Below are 21,148 nucleotides of genomic sequence, written 5' to 3' on the forward strand. Positions count from 1 at the left end.
CATCAATCCTCCAGCAATTCCATAGTGGTCGCATTGAAGGTTATTGATTTCGTCCCCCAATCTTTGAATTCGATCTTGAGCTGGGTCATGACGCCGATTTTCTTGATTTCGAGGATTGTTCCAATACCAAAGCCTTCTACTTGGATACGTCGGCCAGCTACGAATTGTGCTTTGTAGTCCCCTCCCTTTTCTTCCGCGACCTCTCGCCAAACCCGATCGAACCAAAATTCATCTGCTTTGAAAAATGGATTTTTGATCGCATTGATCTTTCTCTTCTTTGGCTCCAAAGCGTGTTCGACGACGTAGAGCCAAGCTTCATCTGGATGATCCTGGGCGAATGAAATCTGCGTTCTTGAGAGCTTCACCCCTCTGTCGGTCCATTCACCGTCCAAACCTTTCACTTCGATGAGACGCTTCTCGTCAGCATTTTTCGATCGGGACATCACATCGTAGCCCGGATTGAAATGCGGCTGACGTTCGGGCAGAAAATCTCGGTTTAGCTCGTAATCCATCACTGCTTTCATGGCCGCCTCGTCGATTGCCGAAATCCGCTCACGACTAGGTCCAGATCCTTTCCCGGCTTCTCCTAGCTCGTCCTTCTCGGGTTTGACGTAAGACCTCATCCATTCGGTTCTTGCCTTCCTAGTCGTTTTTGCGGGGTCCTTGTCTATGGATGACGATCCAGAGCTTGAGCCTGGAGTTTCGCTCGTTGCAGATCCAGACGACCCTTCACTTCGCTTGTGTCCCGGCTCTTGGGTTCCTGAGGATTCAATACCAGTTGTCTTCTTCTTGGCTTCCGCTGCGATATCCGCGTCGGATGCGGCTTTCTCTGCGCCTATGTCTGGATCGTCGATCACCTCGTCGTCTTCAACTTCCCAATCGGCTGGATCTTGTTCAGATCCCGTTCCAAAACCCAGCTCCCCGATTTCGTCTTCAGGCAGCACTTCGGTTGGAAATTCTTCTGTCTCTGGCGCGCCGTAGCCGGCTTGCCTGAGTTCGTACGCGGCATCTTCGCGAGAATTTGCACTCAGAACCAACTTGGCAATCAGAGCAAACTGGCCGATTGACGCTTTGCTTTCCCCTGCCAGTAGCGTCGAGAATATCGCTCGAAAGGCCGGAATCCAGTAGTTGCCAGGCAAGTCTAGAAGTACATACACCCTCGCCTCGTTGGAATCGAAGACCACCTCGTCATTTCGCGGCGGCGACGCGAATGGAACATCATCCAAATCGAAGATAGAACGAGCGGTCAGAGCATCCGTCCGAACCAGTTCGATGTTTCGAAGAGTCTTTTCGAGATGGATCCGTGTTTCCCTGCGTAGATCGACACATAGCCATCCAAGTAGATCACTTCGTTCTCGCACCAACTGCGTCGCATCTTCGTCGTCGATCACGTCTCCCAAATCAACTATTTCCAGCCGCGTCACCAGAGATAGCGGTCGTATCTTGAACCAATCGATGAGCTCTACCGTTTCAGCAGACGAACGCACCAAACGTGCGTCGAGATCTCCTCCGAATGGCTCTGCCAGCCAATCACTATCCTGTATGGCGACTTCGTCGACGAAAGCGAGTGTTCCGGCGAGGGTGAATAGAAACGGATGTTCCCGAAGTCGTTCCAGGTGCAGAGATGTGCCCGCAGGATTGTCGCGTAGCTTTTCCGAAAGGGTTCTGGTGCAAACATCATGAACCAGCGAGATCTCACCGGGCAGAAGCGATGCGTCGCCACCAAACTCGTCGGCGATGTCGATCAGTACGTCCACGTATGTTTCGGTGGAGGGCTCTTCAGTTACACCAAGAAAGTCGAATAGCTCCTTGTATTCATGCATCCACTCTGGTGCCTTGAAACAGTACCGCGCCAGATGCGGTTTGCTCCAAAAGAAACGATCGGTTCCGATGAACTCCTTCCTCTTGGGGGCGTAGATGCATCTCTCGTTCTTCAATCGCTCGATGAAGAACTGGTCGCCTTCCTTCTTCAGACGCTCACTCAAGATCTGATAACTGTGCTTGCTCGGCTCCAGCCCACGTTCGATACAGTCTTCGAGATGGTCGACGATGATCGACGTGTCCGGTTCTGCCGGCATTTGAAGAAATTCCAGAAATTCCCTATTCAGCCGACGCCCCATACCAGTTACACCCAGCACTGCCACCTGTGATGAAAACCCTCCCGCCCGGAAAGGCTGATACAATTCATGTGGGGAATACCAATACTCGGTATCCAGCTTGCCTTCTTTCTCCGCGGGAAGCCAATCCGTATGCCGCATTCTTGATATTTCGTCCTCGAACTGCTCTTCGTTCTTAGCCAAAATCTCGTCTTGATAGACTTCGAGTATGAAACCAAAGATTTTGGAAATAGCGCCTCGTGTTTTGTCTGAGGGCGGATCTTCCACGACCACTTCGATCCTATCCAAGGCGTGCGTCAGCGAAGGCCTGGATCGCATGCCAAGAGAACGAAAAAAGCCCAGATAGAGCTCCTTCCTCGACTCGCCGAAGATGCTTTCGTCGACCCACAAGGCATCATCGTCTCCTAGGATTTCGGCGAGCGCGTCGGTCTTCGCGTAGCAATCTCTGGCAGCTCTCAGGAGGCCATCCTTGGTTTTTACCAAATGCAGAGCAGCTAAGGTCTCCCTCGTGCCTTCTTTATCGAGCAAGTCCTTCTTTGATACGAGTACATCAAGCAGGGCGACGTAATGCTCATTCGAGAGGTCTTCGTCCAGAATGTCTGCCAAATGCTCTTCGATGTAGGCCTGGAGCGTCAACGTTTCGACTTCCAAGACCTCTTTGAGGAACTTTCGCGCCCTATCCCCGAAGTAATCGAGATCCAAAGTATCGAAGCGACCAATCGGATCGTCGAACCCTCCGGGTAAGACGGCCAGTCGTGGCGTCAAAAAACGCCCATGACCTGCCAGAAACGGCGTCGAAGCCACATTTGACGAGTAATCATGGTCCTCATCGCGGGGATACTCGACTAGAAAATCATAGAACGCACGTACCCGTTTTTTATCGCGAGACAAGAATGAAACGGCAGTCTCTTCATCTTGTACCCGTTCTGCCAGTTCACCCAGGACATCCTCGAAGACGAACTCAGGAGCGAGAGAGAAAAGCTGTGGGAATTGTACGAAATCTTCCGAAGCCATCGGCAACTCAGGAAAGAAATTGCGGACATCTTGTACTTTCGCCTGGGCCGGCAGCCTTTTCAGTTCGGACAGCTTGGCCAATCGACCATCGAAACTTGGGGCAATCCGCAATTTACACAAGTCTGCTTTTTGCCGTCGCAGTTCACTCTCTGGCCCGCTAATCACCCGTAAGTTCTGCCTCGGTTTTTCCGACAGTGTATTTTCCAAAAAATATTCCAAGATACGCCAAATGGGTGAAACGGCATCATGCAGACTGGACCAATCCGGTTCGGAACCTGGGTCAAATTCGGCCTGATCCCAGGACTTCAGAGCGTCTACGAGTCTCTTGAGAGTCAAATCAGACACACCCACCGCTCGAATGACAGACTTGAAGGCCTGCAAAGACGAGTTGATTGTCGGTATTCCTATTTTTTCCAATGACCTTTCTTGATCAGCCCCGAATTGCGCTGGCAAAAGCCTACAATCGGAACGGCCAACCCATTCGTCGGCACTCGTCAAATAAATACTGGCGTCGACCGCTGCTTCAGAAATCTCCGCCCAGAACACCCCGAAGTGGTCATCGTTTCGATTTTGGTACGCTTCGTCTAAGAGCTTCCAAAGCCCCTTGGGACCGAGAACATCCTTCAAGCTTTCCAAACGCCCAGCGACCTCCTGGGCGGCATACCCCAAAAGCATCTCGTTCCAATATCGTTCGTGCTGCTCGCCCGTGAGAACGAGAGCTTTTCGTGTTTGCTCCGGAAAAAAGTCAGCGTTGATGTGGCAGGGTACCGGCGAATCCTGTTCGGTGGGCAGGTACGCAAAAAGTCGTCCCGTACGTTCCTCTTGATCGTCGAGACGAAAGGCGATTTGAGCGGTCGTCTGTCGGTCTAGCCTCTCTATCGCCACGAATCTTTCTTTCAGCGGGCGCGCTGCCTCTTCGGCATCCAGATGAATGACGTACCACTTTTCGCGTCTATTCTTTCTTTCGAAAAAAAGTTCTAGGTGGTTTTCATCTTCGACGGACTTCTGAACGAAACTCACTCTTTTTCCGTTCAGTAAGACCTCTATCGAACCCAAGTTTTTAAGGAATAGAAGGCAATCCTCGGCGGTGGTCACCAGATCGTCTTTAAGTGCCTTTAGGCTTTCTAACGAAAAGGCCGAAGCGCTGAGAGCCTCCCGAATTGGGCTTCGATCATCCAGCGCCCAAGTAATCTGAATCTCCGATCCATCGACCGGGTCGATCGTTCGGATCTGGTTCTTTTCAGACAGAGGGTCGAGCGTTAGTTCAACGTCCCCAGAACGAATGATGGGTTGATCCGTCAATTGGTAAACCGAGACAAAACCGATACCGAACCTACCGATCAATCCGGGTTGGTTGTATTTGTTTCCGCTTCCTACCTTGCTGATCGCGTGGAAGTCACAAGCCTTTCGCTTCCTAAGCTGCGGACTTCCATTCGTCGTCCAAAGGCATTCATCCGAGTTCAGTCCACAGCTGAGGAACTCTGCGTCGTTCCACACGACCAACGCCTCGTCAGTGATGTCGAACCGAATGCTCTTTGCACCCGCATCATCGGCATTCTGGATGATTTCGCGCGCCATGGAGTCGAATCCCTGTAGACCCGTCAGAATCTGCCGAATGTTGCTAATCAGTGGTGCAGAGTAAGATAGCTCTCGCACCCTATTCACAAGGTTGGACACTGCTTGATTCCGTTCTTCAGCCTAAGTCGTTGATCCACTCAAAAAGCGGTGCTGATTTGATTGTGCACCCTTCCGTCTTCGTAACTGTGTTTTCTGCAATGAATACGGCAAATCTATGATTTACATCAAGTAATGAGCCTCTGGGCATTTGCTACGATCTTACTAGGCTGCCGGAACGTTGGTCAGCCTAAAATAGCCAGTCATGTTTACGGTCCAGTGTTTAGAGTGAGATTGATGCTGGACGAACAAAACTTGTAGAATGCCTCGTGAGAGTTCGAAACCAAGCGAGAAATTTCGCATTGGGACCCATCGAAACGAAAGGTATCGGTTGTCTGTGAGCTATACAAAAATTAGAGTGGAAGAAAACAGGCGTCTCCTTTTCGACTTGGCTCTGGGTGACTGGTGGCGCTGAAAAGACTCGGTGGTAGCAGTTAGAGCCATCATCAAATGGGAGGCCCCGAGCACGTGGCGAACATTGCCTGCATCGATCTGTTCTGTGGAGCCGGCGGCCTTACTCGGGGGCTTCAGAACGTCGGTGTGAACGTCGTCGCTGGGGTCGATGTCGACCAGGCATGCAAACACGCTTTCGAAGTCAACAACAATGCAAAGTTTCTCCTCGAAGACGTCAGCGAGTTGGCGCCTGAGAAGCTGAACGATCATTTTGGAGACGCATCAATACGGGTGCTCGCAGGTTGCGCCCCGTGTCAGCCGTTCTCGACATATTCGCAGCGTTACGAAACCGTCGGCACGCCGCGTTGGGGCCTGATGTATCATTTCGCGCGCCTCGTCAAAAACACACGACCCGAATTCGTGACCATGGAAAACGTGCCCACGGTGATCAAGCACGACGTCTACAAGGACTTCGTTAGAACGCTCGTGAATCTCGGCTATCGCGTCTCGAGTGGCGTCGTGGATTGCACGAAATACGGGCTCCCGCAGACCCGGCGCAGAACCGTGCTCTTGGCCTCGTTGGACCGAACGATCGAACTGATCGCCCCACCCGAAGACGCAATACACACCGTACGAGACGCGATCGGCACCATGCCAGCGCTCAAACAGGGTCAATCATCCGAGGATGATCCGCTTCACGCGGCCGCTCGTCTTTCGGATCTAAACCTCGAACGTATCCGCGCGTCCCGACCTGGAGGCACCTGGCGGGATTGGCCGCAAGAGCTCGTCGCCGAATGCCATCGCAAAGACAGCGGCCGCACTTATCCCGGCGTCTACGGCCGGATGGTCTGGGATGCACCGTCGCCGACAATGACGACGCAGTTTTTCGGCTTCGGCAACGGTCGCTTCGGCCATCCAGAGCAAGACCGGGCCATTACGTTGCGCGAAGGCGCCATTTTACAGGGATTTCCACTCGATTATTCTTTCGTTCCTGAGGGATCCCCTATTCATTTCAAGACATTGGGGCGAATGATCGGAAATGCCGTTCCGGTCACCCTCGGAGAAATCATTGGACAGAGTATCTTGGCAAGTCTCGACGAGACCGAAAAACCGACGAACAGAGAAGACGATCATGAAACCAAGCGGGAGTGTGGTAAAACCCTCGTCGCCTGAGGCTTCGGCTCGACTGGCGCGCGTCAGACAGAAAGACACGGCGGCGGAGCTCCGATTGAGACGCACGCCGCACGCACGCGGGCTGCGATACCGTCTTCATATCCCACTTCTCGAAAAACCACGTCGCGTGGCGGACATCGTCTTCAGGCGCAGGAAGCTAGCGATCTTCGTCGATGGCTGCTTTTGGCATGGTTGCCCCCAACACGGCACCAGTTCCAAGAGCAATGCCGATTTCTGGCGAGACAAAATCGAGACGAACAAGCGGCGCGACCTCGATACGAACCGACGCCTCACCGAAGCCGGCTGGCGTGTCTTACGGGTCTGGGAGCACGAAGACGCCGAAGACGCGGCCGATCGGATAATGAAAGCATTGGAGTTCGACGCATGACATCGATGGAGCCCACATCCGGCGAACGAACCATCTCCTTTGCGCCTCCAGAGGTCGGTCAATTGGTCGACGTTCGGCGGCGCCAATGGATCGTGGCTGATGTCGATAGCAGCGCCCTTCGCCCCGGAGCGCCCAAGCAGAGCCGCGTGCGCCTGGCTTCGATTGACGAAGATGCGCTCGGTGAAGAACTCGAAGTTATTTGGGAGTTGGAACCCGGCGCCCACTCCCTGGAACGCGCCGGTTTGCCAACGATGACGGGTTTCGACGACCCAGAAGATTTGCAAGCCTTTCTAGACGCCGTGCGGTGGGGAGCTGCCACGAATGCAGATCGCGGCTATCTGCAGTCGCCGTTTCGAAGTGGTGTCAGTATCGAGGACTATCAGCTGGACCCTCTGGTGCGGGCCATCGACATGGCGCGTACGAACCTCCTCATCGCAGACGACGTCGGTTTGGGAAAGACGATCGAAGCAGGCCTCGTCGTTCAGGAAATGCTTCTGCGCCATCGAGCGCGCACCCTGCTCGTGCTTTGCCCCGCCTCGCTGCAGGAAAAGTGGCGTCTCGAAATGGAGGAGAAGTTTGGCCTCGAGTTCAAGATCGTCGACACGGACTACGTCAAGGCTCTACGCCGCAAACGTGGGCTCCACGCCAACCCTTGGACGTCCTACCCTCGGCTGATCACGTCGATCGACTGGGCCAAGCAAGGTGAAGGATTGCGGCTCTTCAAAGACGCCATTCCCGCCCATATCGGGCATCCACGCAAGTTCGATCTGATGATCGTCGACGAGGCCCATAACGTTTCACCTACGGTTGGCAAATGGGCGGTAGAGAGCCTGCGAACGCGATTGGTCCGACTTATCGCCCCGCATTTCCAGCACAAACTCTTTTTGACGGCGACGCCACATGATGGATACACCGAGTCCTTCACGGCTTTGCTCGAACTTCTCGACGATCAAAGGTTTGCCCGGAACGTTCTTCCCAACGAGACGCAACTGTCTCGCGTGATGGTCCGCCGCCTCAAGAGCGACTTGGTCGACGCGAACGGAAAGAAGATCTATCCGGAGCGTCGTCTGGAAGCCCTCGAAGTCCAGTATTCCGAAGAGGAACACGCGGCTCGCAAACTCCTGGATGACTACATTGCTGAGCGAACGGGCAACGATGCCGGTGGTCAAGCTGGCGCCTTCGTCTACCAGCTCCTCAGAAAACGTCTCGCGTCGTCACCGGCCGCCTTCGCGGCCACCCTCGAAAAACACATCGAAACGATCGAAGGCCGCAGACCGACCGAACGCAAGTCGAGCAAGCTCGACGAACGGATCCTTCGGCGCGCAATAGACCGCACACGGGAAGACTACGACGATGACGATCTTCGGGAGACCGCAGAGAGCGAAGCACTCGAAGAGATCGGTCGCCGACTGCGACCGCCGACGGACAAGGAAAGCCGCCTGCTCGCCCAGCTGAGCGGTTGGGCCAATGGCGCGCGGCATCGCTCCGACGCCAAAGCAGACGCCATTCTCGAGTGGTTGGAAAGCCATCTGAAGAAAGACGGGGAATGGACCGAAGAACGCGTGATCCTCTTTACCGAATATCGCGCCACGCAAACCTGGTTGCAGGAAATCCTCGTGAGCCATGATTTCGGCGGGGATCGACTGCGCATGATCTTTGGGGGCATGGACAAGGATGAGCGCGAGGAAATCAAAGCCGCATTCCAAGCCGACCCGTCCAGATCACCCGTCAGGATCCTGCTCGCAACGGATGCAGCTTCCGAAGGGATCGATCTGCAGAACCATTGTCATTTGATGATCCATCTCGAGATCCCCTACAACCCGAACGTCATGGAACAACGCAATGGCCGTATCGATCGACACGGGCAGCGTGCAGACGAGGTCGTCATTTGGCACCCAGTAGATGCGGACGGCTCTCACGGCCAGGACATCCTGAAGGCCCTTCAAAAGCTCGATACGATGCGCGCCGACATGGGCAGCGTCAACCCCGTGATTGCTCCACAACTGCCAGACCTTCTGGAAGGCCGCCGCAAGACGCTCGACACGACGCTCGCGGATGCGCGCATCGCGCGATCCAAGCAATTCGTACGGGCTGAAAAAGACCTCGGAGAGCGGGTCAAGAAGCTCCACGACCGATTGGCTGAAACACGCGATCTGCAACACTTCTCGCCTGGAAACGTCGAACGCTGTGTCCGAACGGCCCTCCGCCTCGCGGATTGGCCAGATCTCGAGCCCGTCTCTCTCGAGAACGCTCCTGACGGAACGGCGTTCAAAATGCCCGCGCTATCCGGATCCTGGCAGCGCTGTCTCGAAGGCCTACAGCATCCGTTTTCGGGCGAGGTCCGCCCGATCACCTTCGATCACGAGGTGGCAAAGGGGAGAGATGACGTCGTGTTGGTGCACCTCAACCACCAACTGGTGCAAATGAGGGTGCTGTCAGACGAATTCGAACCAGTCTCAGTTTGCCGCGGGAACCGTGAACCTATCCGGAACAAAGTTGACGCCACTCGGCAAGAGCGGCGCTGCGTGTCAACTTGAAGGTGTCTCGGCTGGTGAGCGATCGTTCCTGATTGAAGTGATTGTAGACGGAGGAATGAACGGAGGCGAATTTCTGTAAACTTCGCATGCGCCTGAAACGTTGCATCGCGCGTTCGCGTCGTCGGAAAGGCAGGTGCGAGTTCTCGACGCGGTTGTTGAGCCACCTGCCCGTCCTTTGTTTTTCGAGCGCACCCAGTTCTCTGAGCGCGGCTCTGTATGAGGCAAAGCGATCCGTGACGACGGTTTCCGCTTTGCCGTGTCGCTTCATTAACTTCTTGAGGAATTTCAGTGCTGCAGCTTTGTTTCGGCGTTTGGTGACAACGGCTTCCAGCACCTCGCCTTCGTGATCAACAGCCCGCCAAAGACAATGCCGCTTGCCATTTACCTTCACGAAAACTTCGTCCACGTGCCACTTCCATTTGGAGAACGCGCGCAGTTGCTGAACACGCTTCCGTCTGATCTCAGCAGCAAACATCGGCCCGAACCTGTTCCACCAATATCGGACAGTTTCGTGGCTCACGTCGATGCCTCGCTCGTGCAACAGATCTTCGACATTCCGAAGCGAGAGCGGGAAACGGACGTACAGCATCACCGCAAGGCGGATGATCTCTGGGCTGGTTTTAAAGTACTTGAAAGAGGCAGGCTTGGTCATGGACAAAAGCTACGCAACCGCCCTGCCCCGCTCAAGCAATGTTAATCTGACAAGACCCTATCGACTGCTACTGTCAGCCCTGAAGAAGAATTTATGCTATCGCCCGTTTCGCTGGCTGTTTTCCACTGAAAGAAGGCCTTACCCATTGCTTCGTTGGCGGCGGCCAGAGAGTCGATGCCGGATCCCAGTTCCAATGCCGAGAACCCGGGCATCAATAAGAATACGAAGCGGTTCACCTCAACAAGTTCACTTAGAACCACATCCATGTCTTTCTCTGGCCGCCCCATGGTTTTTCTCCTGATCAAGAACGCATGTTTGCGCCGTTGGCGTCGTAGATTGGTCCTGCCAGAACCAGCGCGTCGTAGAAGTTGCCCAGAATTTCCACCTGAAGCGTCGTTCCCGGCAGTGCGAACTCGGCTGCGACGTAACCCATCGCCATCGACTTGCCGACATGGTGCGCATAGCCGCCCGAGCTGACGTAGCCGACCGGTTCACCATCTTTCAGGATCGCCTCGTCATGGGCCACGTCGATCCCCTCGACGTCGATGGTCATTGTCACCAACTTCTGCGAGACCCCTTCATCGCGGGCTTTCAGCGTTGCTTCTTTGCCGACGAAGTCCTTCTTCCAGTTGATGAAGACATCCATGCCGGATTCGACAGCGTCGAAGTCGGGACGGTATTCCATCGTCCAGACACCCCAGCCCTTCTCGAGTCGCATCGACAGCAACGCACGCGCGCCGTACCAGCGATAGCCCAGATCGGCGCCGGCCTCTTCGATGGCGTCTGCCAGGCGCATCAGGTATTGCGGTTTGCAATAGATTTCGTAGCCCAATTCGCCAGAGAAGCTGATCCGGTTGATGATCACCGGCACGCCGCCGACAAAGGTCTGGCGCAGGTCGCGGAACTTGAAGGCTTCGGCTGAAACATCGTCCCGCGTGATCCGGGCCAGCAGGTCTCGCGATTTCGGGCCAGACAATGCAATGCCGTGCCAGTCGTCTGAAACGTTGGCATAAGAAATGCCAGCAGGCAGGTCTTTTTCGAACCAGCGGCGGTGTGCCTCTTGCATCGCGCCCGAGCCGAACAGCATAAAGTGATCCTCGGCCAGGCAAGCCACCGTCAGTTCGCCGTAAAGCTTGCCCTTGGGTGTCAGCATCGGCGTCAGAGCCAGGCGTCCGGGCTTGGGAACAAACCCGGCAAGGATATGGTTCAGGTATTCGCGAACACCCTCGCCCTTGAACTCATGCTTGGCAAAGTTGGCAATCTCAATGCCACCTACGGCCTCGCGCACGGCCTTGATCTCCCGTCCGACATAATCGTGAGACCGGTTGCGCTCGAACGAGGGAACCTCGTGCGCATCTTCCGGGCCATCGGCAAACCAGAGTACGTTTTCGAGGCCGAAACCCTGATCCATCACCGCACCTTTGGCGATCATGCGATCATAAAGCGCGGTTGTCTTCTGCTTGCGGCCCTTGGGCAGGGTTTCATTCGGGAAGGTCATCACGAACCGGCGTTCGTAGTTTTCCGACGACTTGATTGTGCCCCAGTCAGGTGTCGCGAACTCACCAAAACGCGCCACGTCCATCGCCCAGACATCGATGGATGGCTCGCCGTCGATCATCCATTCCGCAAGGGTCAGACCCACGCCGCCGCCTTGACAGAAACCCGCCATGACACCAACAGCCACCCAGTAGTTCGTCATGCCCGGAACAGGGCCGATCAGCGGGTTGCCATCAGGGCCAAATGTGAACGGGCCGTTGATCACATCCTTGATCCCGGCATTGGCCATGGCCGGAAGGCGTTGAAATGCGGTTTCCAGACGATCTGCCACGCGATCCAGATCCGGCGGCAGCAGTTCATGACCAAAATCCCAGGGCGTTCCGCCGACTTTCCACGGGGTCGCCTGAGCCTCATAGGTGCCCAGCAACATGCCCTGCCCTTCCCGACGGCAGTACACGTTGGCCTCGAAGTCGATGCCGTGCGGTAGCTGCTGACCGAAGTTCACGACTTCGTCCATGCGCTCGGTGATCAGGTAGTGGTGCTCCATCGGCTGAACCGGCAGATGAAGGCCCGCCATATGGCCCACCTCACGCGCCCACAGACCGCCGCAGTTCACGACATGTTCTGCATTGATCGTGCCTTTGGGGGTGACAATGTCCCAGCTGCCATCGGGGCGCTGTGTCATATCGGTGGCGCCACAGTGGGTGAAATACTGGGCGCCATGCGCCTTGGCCGCCTTGGCAAAAGCGTAGGTCGTGCCGGACGGGTCCAGATGGCCGTCCTGTGCGTCCCACAGAACCGCGTGATAGTGGTCCGGATCGATCAGCGGATGACGCTCGGCCAGCTCCTTGGGCGAGATGAATTCCTGATCCAGCCCCATGTAGCGCGCTTTCGAACGCTCGCCCTTCAGGTAATCATACCATTCCTTGGTCGAGGCGGCATAAAAGCCACCAGTTTGATGTAGACCAACGGATTGCCCGGACAGTTCTTCGATCTCTTTATAGAGATTGATCGTGTATGATTGCAGGCGCGAGATATTCGGATCCGAGCTGATGGTGTGGATACCGCCGGCCGCGTGCCAGGATGAGCCGGATGTCAGCTCGTCACGTTCAAGCAGGACCGCATCCTTCCAACCGAACTTGGCCAGGTGGAACAGGATCGAGCAACCAACAACGCCGCCGCCAATAACAACGACTTTGGCGTGCGACGGCAGTTTCTTTCCGCCTGTGGACTCGTCGGTCTGAATAGTAGGCATATTTCGTTTTTCCTCAGGAATTCAGCTTTCACTCTGACTGCATTTGGGTGCGCGCTCCTCGTTTTGACCCAAAGCATCTATCTCGGTGAAAAGGGGTTCACTTCTTTGCAGTGGATTGCTGGTGAGCAGAACGATCCCGGTTGTCGCGACCGTCCTGGCGAACCTGCAAGTGTCAGAAATCCGTGGCAGCACCGCCCTCGGCCTTGCGCTTGACGACAAAGGCGTCAAGCTCGTCCCTGATCGCCGGGTCCAAGGCCGGGGCCTCATAGGTGGCAAGGCGGTTTTTCCACTCTGCGTTGGCACGCTCAATCGCAATCGGCGATCCGGCCTCCTGCCAGGTCTCAAAGTTGCGCCAGTCACTCAGGATTGGCGAATAGAAGGCGTCGCGATAACGCGCCTGGGTGTGTTCAGTGCCAAAGAAGTGACCCGCTGGCCCAACCTCATTGATGGCTTCCAGCGCAAGGTCTTCCGGGCTAGTCGAAACCGGCTGAAGAAATTCCGTGACCATCTGCAGCAAGTCGATGTCAAGCATCACCTTCTCATACGAGCAGCACAGCCCTCCTTCGAGCCACCCTGCCCCGTGCATGAGCATGTTGGCGCCGCCATTGATCGCACCCCAAAGCGAGAAGACCGCCTCATACGCCGCTTGCGAGTCAACCGTATTGGCCGCGCACACATTCGAAGAGCGATACGGAATGCCGTAGCGCCGCGCCAGCTGTCCACCGATATGCTGCGCCTTCATGTATTCCGGTGTGCCAAATGCTGGCGAGCCGGTCTTCATATCCACGTTGGACGTGAAGCCGCCATACATCACCGGCGCACCTGGCCGCACAATTTGGGTAAAGGCCACACCCGCCAGAGCTTCGGCGTTTTGCAGCGTGACGGCACCCGCAATCGTAACGGGCGCCATCGCCCCTGCCAGCGTGAAGGGTGTGATCACAACAGGCTGGCCCATCTCGGACAACGCCATCACGCCCTGCATCATCGGAATATCGAGCTGGAGAGGAGAGTTCGTGTTGATGATCGAGAACATACAGGCCTGATCACGCATCTGGTCGTGCGTCAGACCATGGGCAATCCGCGTCATCTCGATTGCATCGGAGACACGCTCCTCACCAAGTGAGTAGATGCAATAGGCCTTATCGGTAAGCGCGATGTAATCCTGAATACAGTCAAGATGGCGGATAGATGCGTGAATATCGACAGGCTCCACCGGATACCCACCCGTCACGTTTAGAACGTTGTGCATCTGGGCCAATCGGAGGAAGTTGCGAAAATCTTCCTGATTGCCTGCGCGCCGGCCCCGATCCGTATCCGAACAATTCGGCGCGCTTGCCATCATGTTGAATACAATGTTGTTTCCGCCCATGGTCACGTTGTGCTGGGCGTTTCGCGCGTGGAGCGTGAATTCAGACGGCACGCTTGCAATGGCTTCGTTGATCAGATCAGGATCGAAGCGCACACGTTCTTCACCGTCCCGGACATCAGCCCCCGCTTTTTTCATCGCTGCACGCGCGTCGTCATGCAAGACATCCAGGCCGGTTTCTGAAAGCAGTTTCAGGGATGCCTGGTGAATGTGTTCAACCTGATCATCCGAAATCAGCTCAACGGCAGGATAGGAACGCTTAAGCTGCGCGAACGGGCGCTGCACGATTGCCGGGGCTGGTACCCCGCCATCACGGCGACGCCCACGGCGCCCGCGCGCTTTCTGGGCCAGTTGTTCAGTTGTCATCCGATAGTACCTTCATTGCCGGAGTTAAGCCTGAGAACGAGTGGATTGGGCGTTACGCCTCAAGTCATTTGCTGCTTACGGCGGCAGGCAAAGAAACCTGACCGCGATTCGTCGCTCAATCCTGCGTGGGCCCGCGAACGGAAAAGTCCGCTATTACTTGGAGGTACCAGTCGCTGTTTCATTTTTAATTTTCCAATATGCCGCACGAGATGCGGTATATTGGATAAATACCATATTTCAGTCAATAGGTTTTATAGGCCCTCTCAGACTGACGCTGTAGGTTCCTGATATTGAGTCGGCTGAGCCACAAGAAGGATGGCCTCCGTTTCTCCATCCGCCTCGTTGTTAATGCGATGATTGCAGTCACTGCGGTATCGCAATGTATCGCCCGCCTCAGCCCGAACAGTTCGTCCAGCGACCGTTACCGACAGTGAGCCGGACAGGCAGGTCAGGTGCTCGAAGGTTCCAGGCGCATGGGGCTTTGAATCAAGCTCTGCTCCGACCTTCATGAGAAGCCTGTGCCACTCTACGGGAAGAACAGTGCGTCGCGGGCTCAGCATATAAATCTCGCATTTACCGTCCGCACTTCGCTGCATCGGCGTGGAATAGTGATGAAGATGCTCGATTGGATCCTCGCCACCAGGCGTGCCCTCAAGCAAGCTAAGGTCAACGCCAAGTGCCTGAGAAAGGGCCCAGACTATGGAAAAGGTCGGGTTGGTGGCACCCCTCTCAATGGCGGATAGCATCGATCGGGACACCCCTGTACGCTCAGAGAGTCGCTCAAGGGTCAGGCCCAGCGATTTCCTGGCTTCCTTCATAATTTTCCCGATTTCAGGTGTAGGTAAAGGTGTGTTCATTCCGTAATTCCACTATATTAGATTTTTGTTTACGAACGATAGAGGTCTTGCTAAATCCACAATATTAGAAATCTTGGAAAATGCCATGCTCTACTCAAGTACTCGCGGGAACGCACCCGCTCGATCTCTCCGAGAGTTGCTAAGCCGTGGAACTGCCGAAGATGGCGGTCTTTACGTGCCTGAGGCCTGGCCCGAACTTACATCCAGCGAATTGGCCACGCTGAGCGGGCGGGCCTACGACCAGATTGCATCGGATGTTCTGGCACTGTTTGGCGGAGCAGAGTGGCAACAGTGCGACTTCACCACAGGCATAAGAAAAGCGCTGGCCGGTTTCGAACGCAATGATGGCCCACCTCTGTCTCGCCTGGATGACCAGATGTGGAGCATGGAGCTTTTCCATGGCCCCACGCTCGCTTTCAAGGATTACGCCCTCGCCCCTTTGGCGGAAGCGATCGATCGGGAACTCACAATCACTGACAAGCGCGCGACCGTACTCTGCGCAACGTCGGGAGATACTGGCGCAGCCACCGCAAATGCCTTTGCGGGACGTTCGCGAGCCAATGCAGTAATTCTGTTTCCGGAGGGCCGCGTCTCTGATGTTCAACGCAAGCAGATGACCTGCCTGGGAGCCGCAAACGTTCAGGCAATTTCCGTTCGAGGCGACTTTGATGACTGCCAATGCCTAGTCAAAAACCTGTATCAAAGCGAAGCTGCCAAAGAATATAGCTATACGGCTGTGAATTCGATCAACCTGGCCCGGATCCTCCTTCAGGCGTCCTACTACATTTACGCTTCGGTCAAAATCCACAACGATTGCGGCCAACCCGTGAACTTTGCTGTCCCCAGCGGGAATTTTGGGAATGTCTTTGCGGGCTATATCGCGAAGCAAATGGGCGCTCCCATTGGGAAGTTGATCGTCACATCGAACGAAAATGATGTCCTCCCCCGGCTTTTCGAGACTGGTATGATGTCGAAGGCAGAGACAATACCGACGATCTCACCGAGCATGGATATTCAGGTTTCCAGCAACTTTGAGCGTATGCTGTGGATCCTGAAAGGACGCGACGGGAACGCAACGCGCGACATGCAAAAGCAGCTCGCTGAGAAGTCTATTTACGAACTTTCGCAATCCCAGCATTCAAGACTGACCAAAGACTTCGATGCGATGAAGTGCGGCAAAGATGATGCCTTAAACACCATGCGCCAGATCCATAAGCAGTTCGGCAAGATCATTTGCCCACATTCGGCAACCGGCTACTTCGCGGCGGATCAGCTGAGGGCAACGCTTAACGGACCCATTGTTGTCGCTGAAACAGCTCATCCCGCAAAATTCCCGACGGCAGTTGAAGAAGCGCTTGGAACACTTCCAGAAACTCCGGTGCGGCTGGAAGACTTATTTGCCCGCGAAGAGGAGTTCACAACCGTCGATCCGACGGTTGAAGCGGTGCTAAGTGTGATCGATGGAATATTCGGAACGCCATGAAGCTGACGTGCTTAACCCCGGAAGTTCAATCTCTTCTGAGTGAACCGCGTGACATCCTTCTGATCGGGATGTCGGGAATTGGAAAGACGCTTCTTTCGAGCTTTTTGAACCAATCCGGGGCGTGGCGCTATGTGTCGATAGACGCCCAAATCCAAGGGCAGTATTTGCGCAAGCAGATACTTGACGCATTCAATGCCGAGGTCAGCAAGGGAGCTATGCTGTCCAGGCTGCAGGAACTGGGCATTCTCAACTTGGGCGACGAATTGTGCAAGGACACGCTTGCGCCATTGACTTCCTATTTGGGGATGCCTGGAGACCCAGACAGAGGCGGGATTGAATTCAACGAATATGTGAAACGGCAGAACTTTCATAGGCAGGCTGAACTCACCGCAGTCGAAGGCCTTCTTAGCCTGGAATCCGATCAGCCAGTTCTGGCTGATTCAAGCGGGTCGTTCTGCGAATTGTTTGCGGCTGGTGATCCCACATTTTCTGCTTTGAAAGAAAGGTTCCTCATCGTTTCGCTTAGGGAGAGCGATGAACTCGTCCAGAACCTGATAGTCAGGTACGTTGAGAACCCAAAACCAATTTACTATCCTCCAGACCTGCTTTCTGAATATTGGAGTGAGTATTCAGAAATGGCCGGAGACCGAGACAGTGATATCGATCCAACGATGTTCGCGCTTTGGTCGTATCAGAAGCTAATTTCGGTCAGGCGAGATAAATTTGCGGCACTAGCTAGGCAGAGCGACATATCTATTAGTGCCGCAGATTTGCGATACGCCTGAGTCTTCATCGACCAACGCGCCAGGCCATGTTGAGAACGATTATTCTTCGAACACTATTATGTCTTGCGTCAAGTTGACCTCCATCACAGATACCAGCTTGTTTCATGTCGGAAAGTAGATGTGAGCCCCTTTTGTGAACACGGCCTAGTCGGAAACAACTTCTATCAGTTGATTGATTAGCCAGATGTGTAGAGGACTATTGGCGTCTCGAATATGACGAACTGCATGGAGTTTGAATATTCCCCCTGCGATCGGTAGGGGTCGGTGGGATATATCGAACCTCCGAATGTTGTTATTTGCGGCCCGCTTAGGCAATGTCATCACAAGGTCGGAGCTTTCCACAATCGATAGAGCGGAAAAAAGTGAAGGCACAATCGTCTGAATGTTTCTTCTAAGCCCTTGAAGTTGCAGAGCTTGGTCGACCAAGTTTCTAGTAGGACCATGCGGTGAAATGAGCAGGTGGTTCGCCCTGGCTATTCGTTCAAATGTCAAATCTTCCTCCAAAAGAGGATGACCATTGCGACCTACCAGCACGTAATCTTCTGAAAAGAGCTCTTCTGAAACAAAGTGATTTTCACTTTTTGCCGGAAAGTCGAAATATCCTATCGCGAGATCAATGCGCCCCTGCGTCAGGGCCTCAAGAGCTTCGTCGTTGAATAATGAAAATGCGTGGATATTGATGCCCGGACTCACCTTGCGCAGCTTCGCAACCAGCGGCGGAATTACCCCGGTAAGCTCGTAGTCAAATGCACCTATCTTCAAGTCGGTGGAAGTAGAACTCGGTTCGAATTCATCGGCACCTTCTAATGTTTGTGAAATGAGTCGAACAATTCTGCGAACTTTCGGTTCCAATTCGTGCGCTAAAGCAGTTGGTTCTAGCCCATGCGCGCGCCTTAGAAACAGCGGGTCATCATAGAGTTTTCGAAGACGCTTTAAGGCATGGCTGACGGCAGGTTGGGTCAGCCCCATCTCGCGCGCGACGGCTGTGGCCTGCCTGTGGCGCATGGCCCCGAGAAACACCAGGAGTATGGTGGTGTCGACAAGTCTGAGATCAATTTGATTTATATCACTCATAGAATGAATTCATTATTGTGAAAGTGGCTGACCGTCTAGCCTTATCTCAATCGTATGCAAGGCGATTCCGGGAGGGATAGATGGCGGAAATCCAACTTCGCAACATTGGCAAGCGTTGGGGCAGCTTCATTGGGGTGGACAATTTCGACCTTAAGATTGCGGACAAGGAGTTCTTAGTCCTTCTGGGCCCTTCGGGCTGCGGCAAAACCACAACCATGCGGATGATTGCAGGACTCGAAGACGCCAGCGAAGGCGACATTTTGATCGACGGCCTGCGGGTTAATGAAATGGAACCAAAGGATCGCGATGTGGCGATGGTGTTCCAGAGTTACGCGCTTTACCCGAACATGAACGTTTATGAGAACATTCGCTTTCCGCTGAAAGTGCGCGGCGTCGATCCAAATATCCATGACGAAAAGGTGCGGCGAGCCAGCGCGATGGTTGAGTTGGATGACTTCCTACATCGGAAGCCTGCTGAACTATCGGGTGGACAGCGGCAGCGTGTGGCGTTGGCTCGGGCAATTGTACGTGAACCAAACGTTTTCCTGATGGACGAACCTCTTTCGAATCTGGATGCGAAGCTGCGGGTTTCGACGCGGGCGCAGATCAAAAACCTGAGCCACGAACTGGCGGTGACCACCATCTATGTAACCCACGACCAGATTGAGGCGATGACCTTGGCGGATCGGGTTGTGATCATGAAACAGGGTGTTGTGCAGCAAGTGGGTTCACCTGTTGAGATCTACGACAGCCCCGCCAACGCTTTCGTCGCCAGCTTTATCGGCAACCCTGCAATGAACCTGATGGATGGCGATATGTCAGGTGGAACTTTCCGCGCACAACATGTCGACGTGCCGGGATTGAGTGCACCAGATGGCAAGGTCACCCTTGGCTTCCGGGCCGAGGACGCCAACGTCGTCGAAATCGGCGGCCAGATCAACGCTCCAATCTACACGATGGAACTCCTGGGTGACGCGACCATGGTTTCGGTTCGCATCGGCGGCGCGCTTGTCTCGGTAAAAGCAGACAAATCTTACCGCGCCGAGATCGGTGAAATCGTTTCGATCAACGTCGCCCCTGAACACTTCCATCTGTTTGATCAGAAATCTGGAGCACGCATCGGAAACTGACACATGGGACATTCCGAAACAGCCGAGAAACCGGGTGCAAAGTTACAAGATGCGCCCAACATCAAAGGGAGAAAACACATGCTCATCAAAAAACTATTCGTTGCTGGAGCAATGGCAGGACTAATGGGGACGACTGCTTACGCGGCAGATTGCGGCCCGTCTGATCAGTCCATCCGTATACTTGCGAGTGATTTTCCCGCCATTCACGCTGTGGCGGGCACCGCAGAAGGAAATTGCGCCGAAGCAGCCTCAGAGTTTTCGCGCAATCATACGACCGAAGCCCGACAGATCATGAACGCGGCGCTCACTCCGGATCCTGCCGAATACACCAGCGTAATTGTAGCTAATTCGACACTGACACAATTGATGAATGATGGACTGGTCCGTCCGCTGAACGATCTAATCGAAAGCCACGGTCAGAATATTCCCGACAATCTAAAGATCGCCATTGACGGCAATGTCATGGCCATTGCTTTCATGGCTAATGCGCAGCACCTGTTCTCACGCTCCGACATTCTGGCGCAAGTGGGGATCGACAGCGCTCCGAGCACCTATGACGAGGTGATTGAAGCTGCAAAGGCGATCCGGGATGCCGGAATCATGGAATATCCCATCGTCATGAACCTGAAGACTGGCTGGAATGTAGGCGAGTCCTTTAATCTGGTCTTTCTTGCGCACGGTGGTGAGTTCTTCAAACCCGGCACCGCCGAACCAACTGTCAACAGCGAAGCTGGTATTGCTGCCTTGGAAACACTGAAAGCGATGGTGGAATACGCGCATCCAGACCATCTTACGCAAGCCTCGAACGAAACGCAGGGACTTTGGGAAGCTGGCGAGGCCGCACTTGGTATCATGTGGGGGTCTCGTGGAGCGCCAATCCTCGACGATGAAGGGTCAAGCGCGGAAGTTACGTCGAATACAGTTCTATCCGCTGCACCCTCAGTTGAACCGGGTGGCATCCCCGGAGCAACACTATGGTGGGATGGCTTCACAATCTCCACGAATGTATCTGACGCTGAAGCAGAAGCGACATTCGCTGCACTGGCAAGCGCGTTGACGCCGGAAATGGTCGCGGCCAACAACGACGACGCTGTTTGGTTGCTCGAAGGATTTACGCCTGGCCCAGCGGCAGCTGGTGTTGCGGCAACTGTTCAAGGCGGGGCGCAACCGTACCCGATGCTTCCTCAGATCGGATTGCTGCACGCTGCATTGGGTTCCGAGCTGTCGGACTTCCTAAAAGGTGACGAAAGCGCCGAGAAGGCGCTTGCCGATGTTGAGGCTGCATACAGGACAGCGGCGAAAGAAGCGGGCTTCCTTCAGTAACTCCCCTGATCGAGCGCGCGAGGGGGGTACTTGTAAGCCCCCCTCAACCTAACACCCACCGACG

14 protein-coding genes are annotated in these 21,148 nt (G+C 54.7%); 7 read left to right on the forward strand and 7 right to left on the reverse strand.

What is annotated here, in order from left to right; translation table 11 throughout:
• Positions 1-2 precede the first annotated feature (2 nt).
• Positions 3-4,808: a protein NO VEIN domain-containing protein gene (locus G7G_RS0117275; protein ID WP_476651089.1), complete on the reverse strand. Its 4,806-nt coding sequence runs from the start codon at positions 4,806-4,808 to the stop codon at positions 3-5.
• A gap of 465 nt (positions 4,809-5,273) precedes the next feature.
• Here G7G_RS0117275 and G7G_RS23300 point away from each other — a divergent pair, with 465 nt between their 5' ends.
• From G7G_RS23300 to drmD, 3 genes are read left to right on the forward strand one after another with little or no spacing between them, the layout of a single operon-like run.
• Entirely contained in the window at positions 5,274-6,371 is a 1,098-nt protein-coding gene (locus G7G_RS23300; protein WP_010442706.1) for a DNA cytosine methyltransferase, read from the forward strand.
• Positions 6,331-6,759, forward strand: a complete 429-nt coding sequence (locus tag G7G_RS0117285) for a very short patch repair endonuclease (protein ID WP_050806475.1) — start codon at positions 6,331-6,333, stop codon at positions 6,757-6,759. The genes G7G_RS23300 and G7G_RS0117285 overlap by 41 nt, the downstream gene beginning before the upstream one ends.
• Positions 6,756-9,296, forward strand: a complete 2,541-nt coding sequence (drmD, locus tag G7G_RS0117290; RefSeq protein ID WP_010442708.1) for a DISARM system SNF2-like helicase DrmD — start codon at positions 6,756-6,758, stop codon at positions 9,294-9,296. The genes G7G_RS0117285 and drmD overlap by 4 nt, the downstream gene beginning before the upstream one ends.
• Here drmD and G7G_RS0117295 read toward each other — a convergent pair.
• The 5 genes from G7G_RS0117295 to G7G_RS23305 form a co-directional block, all read right to left on the reverse strand.
• Positions 9,241-9,948 (reverse strand): IS6 family transposase, encoded by a 708-nt coding sequence (locus tag G7G_RS0117295; protein ID WP_029622131.1) that lies wholly within the window; start codon positions 9,946-9,948, stop codon positions 9,241-9,243. The genes drmD and G7G_RS0117295 overlap by 56 nt on opposite strands.
• Before the next feature lie 41 nt (positions 9,949-9,989).
• Positions 9,990-10,235 carry a transcriptional regulator gene (locus G7G_RS0117300; RefSeq protein WP_010442710.1) on the reverse strand — a complete coding sequence of 82 codons (246 nt, stop codon included), beginning with the start codon at positions 10,233-10,235 and terminating at the stop codon, positions 9,990-9,992.
• Between the two features lie 14 nt (positions 10,236-10,249).
• On the reverse strand, positions 10,250-12,700 hold the full coding sequence (locus tag G7G_RS0117305; RefSeq protein ID WP_010442711.1) for a GcvT family protein: 2,451 nt from the start codon (positions 12,698-12,700) through the stop codon (positions 10,250-10,252).
• 172 nt (positions 12,701-12,872) lie between these two features.
• Entirely contained in the window at positions 12,873-14,432 is a 1,560-nt protein-coding gene (locus tag G7G_RS0117310) for a trimethylamine methyltransferase family protein (protein ID WP_010442712.1), read from the reverse strand.
• Positions 14,433-14,695: 263 nt separating this feature from the next.
• Positions 14,696-15,250, reverse strand: a complete 555-nt coding sequence (locus G7G_RS23305; RefSeq protein WP_010442713.1) for a helix-turn-helix domain-containing protein — start codon at positions 15,248-15,250, stop codon at positions 14,696-14,698.
• A 124-nt stretch (positions 15,251-15,374) separates the two neighbouring features.
• Here G7G_RS23305 and thrC point away from each other — a divergent pair, with 124 nt between their 5' ends.
• Together thrC and G7G_RS23750 are read left to right on the forward strand one after the other, a co-directional pair.
• Positions 15,375-16,772, forward strand: a complete 1,398-nt coding sequence (gene thrC, locus G7G_RS0117320; protein WP_010442714.1) for a threonine synthase — start codon at positions 15,375-15,377, stop codon at positions 16,770-16,772.
• A gap of 131 nt (positions 16,773-16,903) precedes the next feature.
• Positions 16,904-17,557, forward strand: coding sequence for a hypothetical protein (locus G7G_RS23750; protein WP_139056624.1), 654 nt, complete (start codon positions 16,904-16,906; stop codon positions 17,555-17,557).
• Between the two features lie 144 nt (positions 17,558-17,701).
• On the opposite strand, the gene G7G_RS0117330 is transcribed toward G7G_RS23750, so the two are convergent.
• A complete protein-coding gene (locus G7G_RS0117330) occupies positions 17,702-18,631 on the reverse strand; it encodes a LysR family transcriptional regulator (RefSeq protein ID WP_010442716.1) in 930 nt (309 codons plus the stop codon).
• Between the two features lie 80 nt (positions 18,632-18,711).
• Between G7G_RS0117330 and G7G_RS0117335 the strand changes: the two genes are divergently transcribed.
• Positions 18,712-19,761 carry an ABC transporter ATP-binding protein gene (locus G7G_RS0117335; protein WP_010442717.1) on the forward strand — a complete coding sequence of 350 codons (1,050 nt, stop codon included), beginning with the start codon at positions 18,712-18,714 and terminating at the stop codon, positions 19,759-19,761.
• Positions 19,762-19,839: 78 nt separating this feature from the next.
• On the forward strand, positions 19,840-21,084 hold the full coding sequence (locus G7G_RS0117340; RefSeq protein ID WP_029622133.1) for an ABC transporter substrate-binding protein: 1,245 nt from the start codon (positions 19,840-19,842) through the stop codon (positions 21,082-21,084).
• Positions 21,085-21,148: the final 64 nt, after the last annotated feature.

It is taken from the genome of Ruegeria conchae (assembly GCF_000192475.1).
In the GTDB taxonomy this organism is placed as follows: Bacteria; Pseudomonadota; Alphaproteobacteria; order Rhodobacterales; family Rhodobacteraceae; genus Ruegeria; species Ruegeria conchae.